This is a genomic window from Frankia sp. Mgl5 (assembly GCF_023242985.1).
GTDB classification, from domain to species: Bacteria; Actinomycetota; Actinomycetes; order Frankiales; family Frankiaceae; genus Parafrankia; species Parafrankia soli.
Genome location: NZ_JALKFY010000605.1, coordinates 1 through 14,928 on the forward strand (window position 1 = coordinate 1; position 14,928 = coordinate 14,928).

Here is a 14,928-nt window from a genome sequence, read left to right on the forward strand (position 1 = left end):
CACATCCCACAACCCCTCCGCCGACACCACCCCACCCGGCAACCGACACGCCATACCCACGATCGCCACCGGCTCGTCCGACACGGCGCGCCGGTTCCGGACCGCCACGGCGGCGGATGCCTCGCCGAGCAGCCCGCGCCGCAGCTCGCGAGCCAGCTCGAGCGGGGTGGGATGGTCGAAGGCCACGGTCACGGGAAGCCGCAGACCGGTGCTCGCGGTCAGCCGGTTGCGCAGCTCGACCGTGGTCACCGAGGTCAGTCCGAGGTCGCGGAACGCCGTCCCCGCCTCGACGGCCGCGCCGGCGGATCCGCCTGCGACCCGCGCGACCTCGGTCCGGACGAGGGTCGTCAACAGCCGCAGAGCGTCGGCCTCGGGCAGACCGGCGAGCTTCGTCCGCAGCTCGACCGCGACGGCGTCGTCCGGGGGCCGGTGCGCCACCGGGACGTCGATCAGTCCGCGCAGCGGCGCGGGCGGGGCGTCGTCGGCGAGCACGGCGGCGTCCGGGCGCAGGACCGCCAGCACACTCTGATCGGCGCCGAGGGCCGCGTCGAACATGGCCAGGCCTTCCCGGACGCGCAGCGCGCGGGAGCCGGGCAGCTCGGGCAGCTCGCTGCCCTCCCACGGCCCCCAGCTCACGCTGGCAGCCGGCAGGCCGCGCGCGGCGCGGTGCTGGACCAGCGCGCCGAAGAACACGCTCACCGCGGCCGGCTCGGCCAGTCCCGCCCCGCCGAGCAGGCCGGCGGCCGAGGAGCACAGGACGAACGCCCGGGTCTCCGGCCCGCCGATCAGGTCGTGCAGGTTGAGCGCGCCCGCCAGGGTCGCGGCCAGCCGCTGCTCGTCGTTCCGGAGCCCGCCGACCGGTCCCGCGGCGCTCTGGGCGTGGAAGACCGCGCAGACCGAACGGGCGTGCCGGTGCAGCACCGCCGCGAGCGCCGCCCGGTCGGCAAGATCGCATGGGACATGCGTGACTGTCGCCCCCGCGTGCGCCAGTTCGGCCCGCAGCGCCTCGGCGGAGTGCTCACCGGTCGCGCCGCCCAGGCCACCCGCGTCACCCAGTTCACCCAGGTCACCCGTGTCACCCGCGACGCCGGGACGGCTGACGAGCAGCAGCCTGCGGACTCCGTAGTTCGCCACCAGGTGACGGGCCAGTGCGGCCCCGACCGGGCCGTCCGCGCCGGTGACGACCACCGTCCGCAGCGGGTCGGCGAACAGGTTCCCGCCCGTCGGTGAGTCCTGGTCGGTCGGGACGGCGGCCACCCGGGCGAGCCGGGGCAGCAGGACGACCCCCTGCCGCACCGCGACCTGCGGCTCGCCCGACTCGACGACGGCCGGCAGGGCCGCCGCCCCCGCCGGGTCGTCGACCGTGAGGTCGAACAGGACGAAGCGGTCCGGATGTTCAGTCTGCAGCGTGCGCAGCAGGCCCCACAGCGGCGCGCGGATCAGGTCCTCGATGTCGTCGTCGGGGCCGACCGCCACCGCGCCGCGGGTGGCGATCACCAGTTTCACGCCGGCCAGGCGCTCCTGGGCGAGCCAGCCGGCGATCTCGCCGGACAGCCAGGTGACCGCCCGCGCCGCGTCGTCGGAGAGAACGCCCGCCTTGCCGAGCACCGACCCGCACGTCAGCACTGCAAGGTCGGGAACCTCGTCGCCGTCGGCGGCGGCCCGTCGCACGGCGTCCAGGTTCGGGTACTGGGAGACCAGGATCCCGGCTTCGGTGAGCACCGGCGCGAATCCGAACGCGTCCGCGCCGATGATCGCCCACCTCCGCTCGCCGCCGACCGGCGGAACGGGCGTCCCGACCAGCGGAGCCGAAAGGGGCTGGCGGCCGGGCCCACCGGCCTGAACGGGGCTCGACGTGTGGTCCGGGCGGGCGCGGACCGAGGAGGACGTCACCGACGGGCGCGGGATCCAGTCGACCCGGAACAGCGTGTCGTGGTGCCCGCTGCTGGCGGCACGCAGCCGCGCCGGACGTTCCAGCAGCACGTGTCGGGTGATCTTCCCCGAGGCGGTCCGCGGAATACGGTCGATCTCGTAGAGCTCCTCGGGCACCTTGAAGTACGACAGCCGCTCCCGGCACGTGGCCAGGAGGCGGTCGGGGTCGAGGCCCTCCGGGCCGGGCACCAGAAAGGCCACCGGCACCTCACCGAGCAGGTCGTGCGGGCGGGCGACGACCGCGACGTCGGCTACGCCCGGGACACCGCGCAGCACCTCCTCCACCTCGCCGGGGTGGATGTTCTCGCCACCCCGGATGATGAGCTCCTTGATCCGGCCCGTGATGGTGAAGTAGCCGGCGTCGTCCCGGCGGGCCAGGTCACCGGTTCGGTACCAGCCGTCGCGCAGTGCGGCGGCGGTGGCCTCGGGCTGGTTGTGGTAGCCGACCATCACGTTCGGCCCGCGCACCCACACCTCTCCCTCGGCGCCGGCTCCCACGTCGAGCCCGGTCTCGGGGTCGACAAGGCGTACCCCCAGGCCGGGTACGGGCAGTCCGCAGGAGCCCTCGACCCGCGCGCCGGTCGGCCAGTTGATGGTGATCGACCCACAGGTCTCGGTGCTGCCGTAGGCGTCCAGCAGCGGGGCGCCGAACGCGTCCTCGAAGTCGCGGCGCAGCCGCGCGGTGGTGATCGCGCCCCCGACGAGGCACATCCGCAGGCTCGGCGCGCTGAAGCCGCTCTCGCGCGCCGCCCGCACGAGGTAGTGGTACATCGTCGGGACCCCGGCCAGGAAGGTCGAGCCGTCCTCCTGGATCGCGGCGAGTACCTCGGACGCGGCGAATCCGTCCAGCAGCCGGGCGCTGGCCCCGACCGCCGTCACCCCGAGCACGCAGGCGATGTGCGACAGGCTGTGGAACAGCGGCAGCGGCCACAGGACGCGATCCTGCTCGGACAGGCCGGGGATCGGGGCGTAGCAGGCCGCGACCGACCACAGGCAGCTTCGCTGGGTCGACAACACGCCCTTTGGACGTCCCGTCGTCCCCGACGTGTAGAGCATCCAGGCGACGTCGTCGAGTCCCAGATCGTCGCGGGCCGCCGAGCGGGGCTGGGCGCCTGCCAGCGCCGCGAACGACAGCGTCCCGGCCGGGGCGGACGGCGGCGGGGCATGGCCGCCGGTCACCACGACTCGCAGACCGGGCCGGTCCCGGAGGACGCGACCGACCATGTCGATCCGCGCCGGGTCGGTGACGACCAGCCGAGCCCCGCAGTCGTCGAGGAGGTAGGCCAGTTCGGTCTCGGTGACCCGAGGATTGATCGGCACGCCCACCACTGACGCGCGGGCGAAGCCGAGATAGCTCTCGACTACCTCGACGCAGTTGCCGAGCACGATCGCGGCCCGGTCACCCGGCTGCAGCCGCAGGTCGGCCAGGTGGCCCGCCAGCCAGCCGGTGCGCCGCTCCAGCTCCGCCCAGCCGACGGCACGGCTGGCATCGCGGAATGCAATCCTGTCACCGAGACGCTCGGCGTTCCCGCGCAGCAGCTGGGGCAGCGGTGCAATCAGTTCGGTGCGCAGCATTCGCATTCCTCCGTCGGGTTGGTCCGTCGGGTGCGAGGCCCGGCCGGCGTGCCGGGGGATGATTCAGACACGACATCGCGGCAACTTGCGGCCTTTACCAGTCTGACCGAGAAATACGGATCCACCTCCCCTGCACCACCCCTGTTCCGGCGCCCGGCTTCGGCCGCCGCCCCCCTGCTGCCCGGGGCTCAGCCGACGCTCGCCGGCTGTGCCGGCAGGACGGCCAGCAGGTCCGCCGGCCGCCGCAGCACGAGGTCCGGGCCGCCCGCGAGGAGCTCGGCTTCGTCCGGCGACCCCCACAACGCGGCCGCCGCGCGAACCCCCGCGTCGTGGGCACTCCGCAGGTCGGTCACCGCGTCACCGATCATGAGGGCCCGTTCCGGGCGGGCGCCGAGCAGATCCAGCGCCCGCAGCACGATGTCGGGCGCCGGTTTCGGGCGCGCGACCTCGTCGGAGCCGACGACATGGTGGAAGAAGCGGAGCAGGCCGAGATGCGCCAGCAGGTCGCGTGCCCGCGAGCCGGTCTTCCCGGTGGCGACGGCGAGGCCGTACCCACGGCGGCGCAGGGTGTCGAGCAGGTCGACCACGCCGTCGTAGACGAGAACCTCGGCCCGCAGCCGATGGCTCTCCCGGACGAACGGCTCCTCCATCTCCGCCGGAAGTCCCATGATCCGCATAATGTCGCGGAAATATCTCCCCTGGTGACGATGGTATTCACCGAAAGGCGCGGGACCTGCGCCGACCACCTCCGCGTAGGCGATCCGGAATGCCTCCCGCATCACGGCGAAACTGTCGACGACAACGCCGTCCAGATCGAAGACGACAGCATGGGCGAAATCAGGGCGAGCGTTTCCGCCGGTGCCGGAGCGAACGGGATCGAGAGCCCCTGACTCGTGCCCCATCAGATCCGTCCCGACCGGTGGTCGCCCGCCGCCGCACCTGGCGGGCGCGCCGAACGGTAGAACCGCTCCACAGCGTCGACGGCACGCCGCGCCTCCGCGACCGCGCGTCCCCGCGCTCCCGGGTCGGCGAGCAGGTCCGGGAGCTCGTCGAGCTGGCGCCGGTACTCGGCGCCCACCGGCTCGGACGGCACCGGCACCCGGACGGTGTCGCCGTCCCGCGTGTACGTCAGCACCGATCCGTCGCGCCGGTTCGGACTGAAGCCGAAGGTGCAGGTCAGCATGGCGGTTCCCGCGCTGCCCTCCACTCTGATCACCGTGCTGTCGAGCGCCTCGTGGGAGGCCCAGCTCGCCCGCAGTGACACCGACACACCGCGCTCAGTGACCAGGAACCCCCGGGCCGTGTCCTCGACGTCGCCGCGCCGGCCGCGGTCCGTTTCGCGCCGGCCCGAGCCGGGGCCGGGGCCGCCGGCGTGGCGCCAGGTGGCTCCCCCCGCCCCGCTGCGGACGAAGTCCGCGGAGACCGTGCCTACGACCTGGGTGAAGTCCGCCGTCCCGACCAGTGGAGCGACCGTGTCGAGCAGGTGCCAGCCGAGGTCGAGCAGCGCCCCGCCCCCGGCGCGCGTGGTGTCGGTGAACCAGCCGCCCGCGTCGGGCACGCCCCGGGCACGTACCCAGGCGAGATCGACGTGCCGGATCGTCCCGCAGGCCCGCGCGAGGGTGTAGAGCGCCCGGACGTCCGCCCGGCAGCGAGCGGCGCTGCCCGCGAGCAGGACCGCCCCACCCGCCCGCTCAGCACGGGCCAGTTCCTCCGCCTGCGCGCCACTGAGGCAGACCGGCTTCTCCAGGAAGACCGGCAGGCCCGCGGCGAGCAACCGGCCGCCGACCACACTGTGCAGATGGTTCGGCACGGCGACGACCGCCAGGTCGATCTCGTCGGGTCTCAGCAGATCCGGGCTGGCGAGCAGCAGGGCGTCGACGCCGTCCGCCGCAACCGCGACGCGGGCGTCCGCGTCGAGGTCGACCGCCGCGGCGACCACGAACCGCGGGTGGTCACGCAGCCGGGGCAGCCAGATCGACCTGCCGGCCCAGCCCAGCCCGACGACGGCGACCCGGACGGCGCCGGTCGCGGGCCGCGGCGGCGCCAGCCGAACCGGCCGCGGCGACTGCGGCGGCTGGGGCGGCTGGGGCTGGGTCACCCGCGACTGAACAGGCACCAGCTGCGCGCCCAGTGCGCCCGTCAGCGGGGCGCTCACCGCCCGCTCCGGCTCTCGGTCAGCGCCCACGCGATGATCTCGGCGATCTCGTGGATCTGCTTCTCGGTGCCGAGCAGCGTGCGGTGGTGCAGCCAGATGCCGTCGGCCGCGACCGCCTCGGCGTTCGGGCATCGCCGCGCCAGGTCGTCGACGGATACGTCCGGTGCCCCCGTCTCCCAGAAACCGTCGGAACGGTAGATGACCCGGAACGCGGCGAAGGCGGGCAGGCCCGCCGCCACCAGCCGGTCGACGAGCTCGTTCCGTTGCTGTTCCACCAGGCCGGGAATCCGGAACATCGCCATGTAGTGCGGTTTGCGGTCGCACCGTGTGTCGCGGCCCTGCGGGACGACACCATCAATTTCCGCGAGTAGTCCCGACAGCAGCGGCCAACGCTTTTCGCGGGTGTCGATCTGGCCGTCCAGCCGAACGAGCTGAGCTCGCAGGACGGCCGCGGAGAACTCGTTGAGGCGGAAGTTGGAGCCCGAGGTCCGGTGAAAGTAGAAGCGGTCGGTCCTGGGACGTCCGCAGCTGTGCCGCAGGAAAGCCTCCTCCCGCAGCCCCGCCTCGGGGAAGAGAACCGCGCCGCCCTCGCCGGCCGTCATGAGCTTCCCGTTCTGGAAGCTGAAGGCCGCGACCGAGTCCAGCTCCCCGATACGCCGCCCCTGCCACCGCGCGCCGTGCGCGTGCGCGGCGTCCTGCAGGAGGGGGACACCGGTGTCGGCGGAGATCTTGCCAAGCGCGTCCATGTCCGCGACCTCGCCCGCGATGTGCACCGGCATGATCGCCCTGGTTCGCGGGCCGACCGCGGCCGCGGCGGCGACCGGGTCGATGTTGTAGGTGACCGGATCGATGTCGACCGGCACGGCGACGGCGCCCAGTCGCTGCGCCGCCTGCGACGAGGAGATGAAGGTGAAGGCCGGGACGATGACCTCGCTTCCCGGGCCGACCCCGAGGACCTGCAGCGCGAGCTCCAGGGCATGGGTGCCGTTCGTGACGGCAAGGCCGTGGTCGGCCCCGTGGTACCGCGCGAACTCGTCCTCGAAGGCATCGACCTCGCCGCCGCCCATCCGCCACCACTGACCCTGCTCGAGCGCGCGGGTCAGACCCGCCCGCTCGCCGTCGTCGTACTGCGGCCACGCCGGAAGGGGTGACCGCAGAACCGGGGCAGCACTCATCGCTCTCCTCATTTCTCACCACTGTCCGGAGCCGTTTCACGTTCACACGGGGAATTTCCAACCGCAGTCAACCCGCATTTCTCCGAGATTCACCGTCACCCACACCTTTTCCAACAGGAACGGCAGGGAGGCGCACGATTCGGATTATTTTTCAGGCTAGCCGAGAAGAAGTTTCGCGTCAGCCCCAGAGGCAACCCCTACCACCCCCCTCCAACCGATCCGAAGAGATCACATAGGCGTCACAAAACGCCGCCCGGAAGATGACCGCGAGACGGCCGGGAACAAGGGAATTCGACGGTCACGACTCGTTCACAATCACCGCTTTGAGGCCGTCCGACAGGACGGGTCAGCGCAGGCCGGAATCAGGCTCAGGGACGCATGTCAGGGCAGTCCCGACGGCCGCACCAGCCGGCCGCTAGCCGGCCGCGGCGGTGAGGCTGTCGGCGCGCCGGTGGTGGTGCCGGCGGAGATCGTCCTGTGCGACCCGCCCGTGCTCGTCACCCAACCAGCGGGCGAAGCACAGGTGCCATCTTCCCCGGACGGCGCGCGGGATCTGCGAGTAGGCGACGTCCCGGACGAAGGCATGCCGGAACTCGTAGTGCGGGTCGGGGTCGGCAACGGTCGGCATCTGCCGCAGCACGCCCCGGCGTTCGAGGTACCCCAACTCCCGCAGGACGTCTTCGCGGGTCAGCTCGCACTCGGCCGCGACCGGCGCGGCCCAGACGGTCGCGCCGAACACCGCCGCGCCCTGCAGCACCAGACGGCTGCGTGACGGCAGAGTGTCCAGCCACGCCGCGATCACGCCGTGAACCGTGCGCGGGATCGACACCATCGCGGAGCCCGGGCCGATCGGGCCCGCACTGTCGATCAGCAGAGCCGGGGAGACGCCGTCGCCCTTGGCGGCCCGTGCCGCGCGGAGCATCTCGACGAGGGCGACCGCGAACAGCGGATTGCCGCCGACCTTGGCGACCGTCCCGCACTCGTGGGCCGCGGTCTCGGGTGCGGGCCCGCGCCCGCCGCCGCCCGCGCCCGCGAGCGGCGGCGCCGACGGCGCGGGGCGCAGCCCGTACAGCACCGCCAGATCGACCATCAGATGCTGGATGGCGGCGGCGGAGAGCTGGTCGAGGGACATCGTCGTCGCGTCACGCTTGCCGCCGGCCCAGCACGGCCGCCGTTCGAGCAGGTCCGGCCGGGTGCTGGCGACGACAAGCAGCGGAACGCGGCCCAACTGCTCGTCGAGCACCTCCAGACAGTCGAGCAGCCGGTCGTCTCCCCGGTGCAGGTCCTCGACGACGAGCACCGTCGGGGCCACGGCCGCGATCCTCCCGAGCGCCCGGCGCCAGGCCGCGAGCACGCGTGCTCCGTCCTCGCCGCCCGGCCAGGCTGGGTCCAGCAGCGGAACCAGCTCGGCCGCCAGGCGGTGTGAGACTTCGAAGGTGGCGCCCGTCATCCCGACCGCGGCGGCGAGCTTCGTCACCGCCAGTTCACGGGAGTCGTCCTCGGTGATCCCCGCCCACGTGCGGGTGATGTCCGCAAGAACCTCGAACGGGCCGCTCTGGAACCTCCCGATCCGTCCGTGCAGGAACTGGACGTCGCGCGAGACAGCCGCGTCGCCGGCCTCCCGGCAGAACTCCCACAGCAGCCGGCTCTTGCCGATGCCGGGCTCGCCGAAGATCGTCACCAGCCGTGGCCGGTGGCGGCGGGCGGTCTCGGCGAGCAGCCGGTGCATCAGGTCCTTCTCGTGCTCCCGCTCGAGGAATGGCACGTGGAGGGCTCCTTCACGGCCCGCCGGACCGGCCCCGAACGCACTCGCCAAGCCGCCCGAGCGCACCGCCACCACGCCGCCGACGCCCCGGCCGTGCTCGTCCGTCGAAGCATGGGTGAAGGCCCCGTCGGACGCCGCCCTGGTCGCCTCGCAGACCCGCAGCTCACCCCTGGGCGCAGACGCCAGCAGGCGCATGCACCGGCCGGTGACATCCCCGGACATCGCGGTGGCAGCCGCCGAAGCCGCGGCCGCCGGCGTGGCCTGGGTGAGGGTTGCGAGGACCTCCCCGGTGGTGACGGCCATCCGCAGGTCGTACTGTCCGACACCGCACGAGGACGCCTTCGCCGATGTGGCGACCGCCCGCCGGATGGCCAGGCCCGCGCGTACGGCGCGCTCCGCGTCGTCCTCCCGGGTTCGGGGCAGGCCGAAGACCGCGATCCACACCGAGCCGAGCGCCGTGTGGACCTCGCCGCCGAAACGGGCGGTCTCGGCCCGGACCGTGGCGGTGACGGCCCGCAGGACCCGGTCGGCGTCCTCCGGATCGGAGAGCTCCGCCCCCGACCCGATGTCGAGTCGACCGGCGAGGACACTGACCCATTTCCGGGCGGCGTGCACGCCGGGGGCCCGGGCCGGGAGGACCTCCGGCAGCCGCGCACCGGCCGCGCCGCCGTCGCCGCCCACGCCAGCCACTCCGGCCGCCGCGACCACACCGCCGGCCGCCAGGCCACCGGTTCCCGCGACCGCACCGGCCCTCGCGAGAGCGCCAGTCCCCGCGAGAGCGCCAGTCCCCGCGATCGGGCCGCTGCTGGCGATCATCCGGCCCGGAGCGAGGACCCCGGCGTGGCGGGAGGTGAGCGCGCCCGTCGGCCGTGAGGCCAACCAGGGCTCGTGGTCGAGGATCGCCCGTTCCAGATTCTGCAGCTCGTGCCCGGGATCGAGACCGAGCTGGTCGACGAGAGCGCCCCGGGTGCGCCGGTAGCGCTCGAGCGCGTCCGCCTGCCGGCCGCAGCGGTAGAGCGCCAACATCAGCAGCCCGGTCAGCCGCTCCCGCAGCGGGGTCGTCTCGACGGCCGACTCCAGTTCGGGCACGAGCTCCTGGTGGTGGCCGAGGGCGAGCTGCGCCTCCGCCCAGTCCTCGAAGGTGACCATGCGTGCGCTGTCCAGGGCGACGGCCTCCGGCCAGGCCAGGCCCTCCTCCGCCAGGTCGGCCAGCGCGGGCCCACGCCAGTGGCCGAGCGCGGCCGACAGGGTCGCGGCAGCGGCGGCCCACGAACCGGCGGCCAGCTCCGCCCGGCCACGCGCGCTCAGTTCCTGGAAGGCGGCCAGGTCCACCTGGTCGGCGCGGACGCTCAGCTGGTATCCAGGTGCGCGGGTCAGCACGTCCGCCCCGCCGCCCAGCGTCCGGCGAAGGCCCGCCACCGCGTTCTGCACCATCTTGCGCGCGGTCACCGGCGGTTCCTGGTCCCACAGGGCCCGGAGCAGCCTGCTGGTGGCCACCGCCGTGTTCGGATGCAGCAGCAGGAAACCGAGCGTGGCACGCTGATGGACGCCGGGCACGACGATGGGCTGGCCATCCCGGATCACTTCCAGCGGCCCCAGCACGTGGAATCGCACTCTGTACTGCCTTCTGCACGCGGAACGGCCCGCGAGGCGGACCGGACGGCCCGGCTGTGGCTATGGGAAACGTTCCTGACCGGCTTGCGGGGAAGGGCGAAGTCTCGGACCAAACGCTCGCGCCGTGCGCGCGGCCGCCCGGGAGAAGCGTGTCGATCGACCGGCACCACCGGCCGCGGCAGGCGGCGGCGCTAGCGACAGATCGCGCCGCTGATCCGCTCGCAGTCAAGATAAATACGGCGAGTTAGGAAAAGATCACCGCACACGTGGAGAAGTCTAGGCGCCACAGCGAGTGGCTGTCCACAGCGAGTGGCTTTCCACAGCGTGCGCGGCGGGAGACGGCGTGGCAGGCCCGTCGACCGGAGGCCCGCGCGATGTCGATGTCACAAGGATCTCTCGATCAATGCCCGGAACGGGAAGAGAAAGCGGTCGAAGCATGTCCTAGGTGAGCAAGGTGATGCGGGCGCGCGGTGCGGAGGCGAGCCCGCGAGAAGCGTGTCCTCCGGCCGGAGACACGAGTGGTCGCGGGAGACTCCCGGCGAGAGGAGACCTTGGATGGTCAACGCGCGGCTGACCGCCATCGACGCCACTGCGGTCGACCAACGCCTGCTTCGTACGACGTTCGGCTGTTTCCCCAGCGGGGTCACCGCTGTCTGTGGGCTCGCCGGTCGAGAGCCGGTCGGGATGGCGGTGAGCTCGTTCGCCTCGGTCTCCCTGGACCCGCCGCTGGTCTCGGTGTGCGTGGCGAACTCGTCCACCACCTGGCCCCGGCTGCGGGCACTCGGCCGGCTGGGCGTCAGCGTCCTCGGGGAGGCCCACGACCTGGCGGCGCGTCAGCTCTCCGCCCGCGACGGTGACCGGTTCGCCGGCATGGAGCTGACCTCGACGTCCGGTGGCGCGCTGTTCGTCGCCGGGGCCGCCGCGACCCTCGAGTGCGAGCTTGTCAGCGAGGTGCCCGCAGGCGATCATCTGATCGCGCTGTTGCGGATCCACGCCCTGGATTCCGACGCGAGCGTCACCCCGCTGGTCTTCCACGGCAGCCGGTTCCGGCAGCTTGCCAGCATCTGACAACCAGCCCGTCGCCCGGACCGACCGCTCCGCGGAGGACAGCATCGTGGATCTCGCCACCGGCCTGCCGATCTGCGTCACCTGCGGGGTGCAGTACGCGGCGCCGCGACCGGACTGCCCGGTCTGCGAGGACGAGCGGCAGTACGTCGGCTGGGACGGGCAGCGCTGGACCACCCTCGGCGAGCTCCGCTCGGACGGCTTCCGCGGCCGACTGGAACCCGAGGGCCCGGGCGTGTACGGCATCGGCTCGGCACCGAAGATCTCCATCGGCCAGCGGGCCCTGCTCGTCACCACGGCGAGCGGCAACATCCTCTGGGACTGCGTGCCCTTCCTCGACGACCACCTGATCGCCCAGGTCACCGAGCTCGGCGGGATCACCGCCATCGCCGTGAGCCACCCGCACTTCTACGGCTCGATGGTCGACTGGAGCCGTGCCTTCGGCGACGTCCCGATCTACGTCCACGCCGCCGACGAGCAGTGGCTCGGCCGCCGCTGCGCCGCTGTCAACCTGTGGACGGGTGACACCCTCACCATCGGCGACGGGCTGACCCTGGTGAACGGCGGTGTGCACTTCGCCGGCGGCACCGTCCTGCATCACGCCGCTGGCGAGGACGGGCGAGGCGCCCTGTTCTCCGGGGACATCCTTCAGGTCGTCCTCGACCGTAGGTACGTGAGCTTCATGTACTCATACCCGAACTACATCCCGGAACGCCCGGAGACCGTGCGCCGGGCCGTGCGGCTGCTGGAACCCTTCGCCTTCGACGCGATCTACGGCGCGTTCTGGCAGACCATCGTCCGCTCGGACGGCCATGGCGCAATGCACCGCTCCGCCGAGCGCTACCTGCACTTTGTCGCCGACCCAGCGCCGGCGGCAGCGGAACAGACGCCGCGGGCCTAATACCGCGACGGAGCCGGCCGGTCGGCTCCGGCGCTCCGGTGTTCCGGTGTTCCGCGGAACACCATGATCAACCGTGGCCTGCGGCCGATCGGCCACAGCGGGCGACGGCGCGTCAGTTCGTCATCGCGTCAGCTTCGCCTGGGGCGCGGGCATCCTCGCGGTCGGTGCGATCATCTGCCGGGCTCCTGGTGCGCCCCGACGCCCCGGACACCAGCCAGGCCACCGCGCGGACGGCAGTGCACATGTGAGACCGCAGCTGTGAGACCGGCGGGCAGTCCCCGGCCGTGGACCGGGGACTGCCCTGTTGCGGCTACTTCCGAGGAGCCGATCGGGGCGGATTGGTTGCTTCCGAGCACTTCCGCGACAGACGATTGGACGGCCGGCGCCCCCGTGCCTGCGCGGGGGGAGAGCGGATGCCGACCGAGCCCGGAGGGGGACGTGCCGGCGGCGACGTGGCCGCGCGACGTCAGGTCCTGCTCACCTGCCTGGCCGCGATGTTCGCGACCACCTTCACCGCGACGCTGCTCACAGTCTCGTTGCGGACGGTGGCCGACGACCTGGGCTCCAGCACCGGGGTGATCTCCTGGGCGGTCACCGGTTCCCTGTTCGCCCTCGCGGTGGCCATGCCCATCCTCGGCCGGATCGGCGACATCCGGGGCCACCGCCGGACGTTCCTGATCGGCACGGCCCTCGCCGTCGTCTTCTCGTTGGCGACCGGGCTCGCGTGGGACGCCGCGTCGCTGATCGGGTTCCGCATCGTCGCCCAGCTCGCGGGATCGGCGACGATCCCGGCGTCGTTCGCGATGCTGTTCGCGGTCTTCCCGCCGCAGGAGCGGGTGCGTCCGTCGGCGTGGGCGTCGGGGGTGCTGTCCGGGGCGGCGGTCACCGGTCTCGCCGTCGGCGGGCTGATCATCGACGCCGTCGGGTGGCGGGCGGTGTTCTTCATCCAGGCCGGCATCGCGGTCGTCCCGCTGGTCGCGGCGCTCCGCGTGCTGCCGCCGGACCGGGACGGGCTGCGCCGTCCACTGGACCGCACCGGCGCGGTGGTGCTCGCGGCCGCCGTCTTCGCGCTCACCTTCGGGGTGAACCGCGCGGCGGCGTGGGGGCCACGGCCGATCGTGATCGCGCTGCTCGTCGCGGTGGTCCCACTGTTCTGGCTGCTCACCGTGGTCGAGCGGCGCAGCACCGACCCGGTCGTCCCGATGGAGCTGCTGGCGAAACGGGACGTCCGCACCGCCGGGCTGGCGTCGTTCATGATCTCCGCGGCGCACCTCGGGAACTTCCTGGTGACCCCGCTGCTGCTGGAGGGGCTCTTCGGCCTGTCGGTGGCCCTGACCTCGGCGGTGACGATGTGCCGCACGCTGTCGATCGCGCTGGCCGCGCCGTCGGCGAGCTGGGTGGGGACGAGGATCGGGCCGCGCGCGCTCGCCTCGGGCGCGGGCGCGGCCTACGTGGTCGCGCTGGCCGTGATGGCGTTCGGCACCCGGTCGGACATGCTGTGGCTGGTCATCGTCGGCCTGATCGGCAGCGGCCTGGCCTTCGGGCACGCGCAGCCGCCACTGATCGTCATCGCGAGCGACTCCGTCCCGGAGGACAGCTTCGGGCTGGTCGCCTCCCTGCAGCAGACGGCGGGCCAGATCGGCGGCGTCGTCGGCACGAGCCTGCTCTCCGCGGTCGTCGCCGACACGCTCCATCCGGGGCCGTTCGCCGCCGCGTATCTGATCGCCGCGGGATTCGCCCTGCTGGGCGGGTTGACGATCATGCTGAGCTCACGGCACGGCGTCCGGTCGGTCCTCGGCGTCCGCCGCGACCCCGGGCAGGCGGCTCGGCGCGCCCAGCAGGTGAGCGAGCGTGACCCCGGCGATGCTCTCCGCCGCGAGCAGGCCGACCAGCACGATCAGCTGAAAACGCGCCGCCTGCCCGGGTGAGGCCCCGCCGAACAGCGCCCCGACGAACGCGCCGGGGAGGGTGACCAGCCCGACGGTGCGGGTCTGGTCGAGCGCGGGCACCAGCGCCTCGGAGACGCTGGCGCGCGCGATGTCCAGGCACGCCCGCCGCGGTGTCGCGCCGAGAGCGAGCCAGGCCTCGACCTCGTCCCACCGCAGCCGGAGCCCCTCGGCGAGCCGCCGCCCGGTGAGCGTGCAGGACGTCATCGTGCCGCCGACGAGGCTCCCGGTGAGCGCGATCAGGTTCCGGGTGGACGGCTCGAGCGCCCCGACCGCGAAGACCGCCCCCATCGGGAGACCGGCCCCCATCACGCAGGAGACGAGCACCGCCCGGCCGGCGGGCGCGAGCTCGGTGAGCCGGCGGGTCGCAGTCCCCACCGCCGCGGTGAGCATGAGCACGACAACGATCACCGCGGTCGGCGGGGCGGCGAAGACCCCGCGCAGGGCCAGACCGATGACCGTGAGCTGGACGGCGGCACGCAGCGAGGCGGTGAGAACGTCCCGGCGCCGGGCGACCCGGGCCCAGGTGAGGGCCCCCACCGCGAGCGCCAGCAGGAGCAGGAGCCCCGCGCCGAGGCGCAGATCCGCGTGGCTACTCACCGGCGGGCGACCGTGGTCCACCGGCGGTCGGGTGCGGTCGGGCCATCCTGGCAGTTTCCCGCGCCCTGGCCCGCGGCGTGCGGCCTGATAACCCTGTGTGCTCGCCACCGCCGGTTCGCGGGGACGTCACCGGGCCGACCGGGCGTCGTTTCCAGGACTTTGCGACACCGCTGACGGTGCCCCCTATTCTTGACAGGTCG

At 73.1% G+C, this 14,928-nt stretch carries 8 protein-coding genes and 1 pseudogene; 3 read left to right on the forward strand and 6 right to left on the reverse strand.

Annotation, left to right across the window (positions count from 1 at the left end):
- From MXD62_RS11290 to MXD62_RS11310, 5 genes are all read right to left on the reverse strand, one after another.
- Nucleotides 1–3,507 (reverse strand): AMP-binding protein (locus MXD62_RS11290; protein WP_248829249.1); only part of this gene is annotated, 3,507 nt, incomplete at its 3' end.
- A gap of 188 nt (nucleotides 3,508–3,695) precedes the next feature.
- Nucleotides 3,696–4,409 (reverse strand): HAD-IA family hydrolase, encoded by a 714-nt coding sequence (locus MXD62_RS11295; RefSeq protein ID WP_248829250.1) that lies wholly within the window; start codon nucleotides 4,407–4,409, stop codon nucleotides 3,696–3,698.
- The gene (locus MXD62_RS11300) at nucleotides 4,409–5,692 is read right to left on the reverse strand and encodes a Gfo/Idh/MocA family protein (RefSeq protein WP_248829251.1); all 1,284 of its coding nucleotides are present in this window, start codon (nucleotides 5,690–5,692) and stop codon (nucleotides 4,409–4,411) included. The genes MXD62_RS11295 and MXD62_RS11300 overlap by 1 nt, the downstream gene beginning before the upstream one ends.
- A complete protein-coding gene (locus MXD62_RS11305; RefSeq protein WP_248829252.1) occupies nucleotides 5,659–6,837 on the reverse strand; it encodes a DegT/DnrJ/EryC1/StrS family aminotransferase in 1,179 nt (392 codons plus the stop codon). Before MXD62_RS11305 ends, MXD62_RS11300 begins: the two co-directional genes overlap by 34 nt.
- A gap of 415 nt (nucleotides 6,838–7,252) precedes the next feature.
- Nucleotides 7,253–10,216 carry a BTAD domain-containing putative transcriptional regulator gene (locus MXD62_RS11310; RefSeq protein ID WP_248829253.1) on the reverse strand — a complete coding sequence of 988 codons (2,964 nt, stop codon included), beginning with the start codon at nucleotides 10,214–10,216 and terminating at the stop codon, nucleotides 7,253–7,255.
- A 555-nt stretch (nucleotides 10,217–10,771) separates the two neighbouring features.
- Between MXD62_RS11310 and MXD62_RS11315 the strand changes: the two genes are divergently transcribed.
- The 3 genes from MXD62_RS11315 to MXD62_RS11325 all read left to right on the forward strand — a co-directional run bounded on the left by MXD62_RS11315 (nucleotide 10,772) and on the right by MXD62_RS11325 (nucleotide 14,110).
- Entirely contained in the window at nucleotides 10,772–11,284 is a 513-nt protein-coding gene (locus MXD62_RS11315; protein ID WP_248829254.1) for a flavin reductase family protein, read from the forward strand.
- Nucleotides 11,285–11,330: 46 nt separating this feature from the next.
- Complete coding sequence (locus MXD62_RS11320; protein WP_071063492.1) at nucleotides 11,331–12,182, forward strand: MBL fold metallo-hydrolase; 852 nt, start codon at nucleotides 11,331–11,333, stop codon at nucleotides 12,180–12,182.
- 413 nt (nucleotides 12,183–12,595) lie between these two features.
- Nucleotides 12,596–14,110 (forward strand): MFS transporter, encoded by a 1,515-nt coding sequence (locus MXD62_RS11325; protein WP_248829255.1) that lies wholly within the window; start codon nucleotides 12,596–12,598, stop codon nucleotides 14,108–14,110.
- Here the strand turns inward: MXD62_RS11325 and MXD62_RS11330 are convergent.
- A pseudogene (locus tag MXD62_RS11330) lies at nucleotides 14,081–14,836 on the reverse strand (ABC transporter permease); the annotation flags it as partial. The gene MXD62_RS11325 and the pseudogene MXD62_RS11330 overlap by 30 nt on opposite strands.
- Nucleotides 14,837–14,928 lie beyond the last annotated feature (92 nt).

Coding starts and splice junctions, on each gene's coding strand:
- MXD62_RS11295 (WP_248829250.1), bottom strand. CDS start 4,409: ATGGGGCACGAGTCAGGGGCTCTCGATCCCGTTCGCTCCGGCACCGGC.
- MXD62_RS11305 (WP_248829252.1), bottom strand. CDS start 6,837: ATGAGTGCTGCCCCGGTTCTGCGGTCACCCCTTCCGGCGTGGCCGCAG.
- MXD62_RS11315 (WP_248829254.1), top strand. CDS start 10,772: ATGGTCAACGCGCGGCTGACCGCCATCGACGCCACTGCGGTCGACCAA.
- MXD62_RS11325 (WP_248829255.1), top strand. CDS start 12,596: ATGCCGACCGAGCCCGGAGGGGGACGTGCCGGCGGCGACGTGGCCGCG.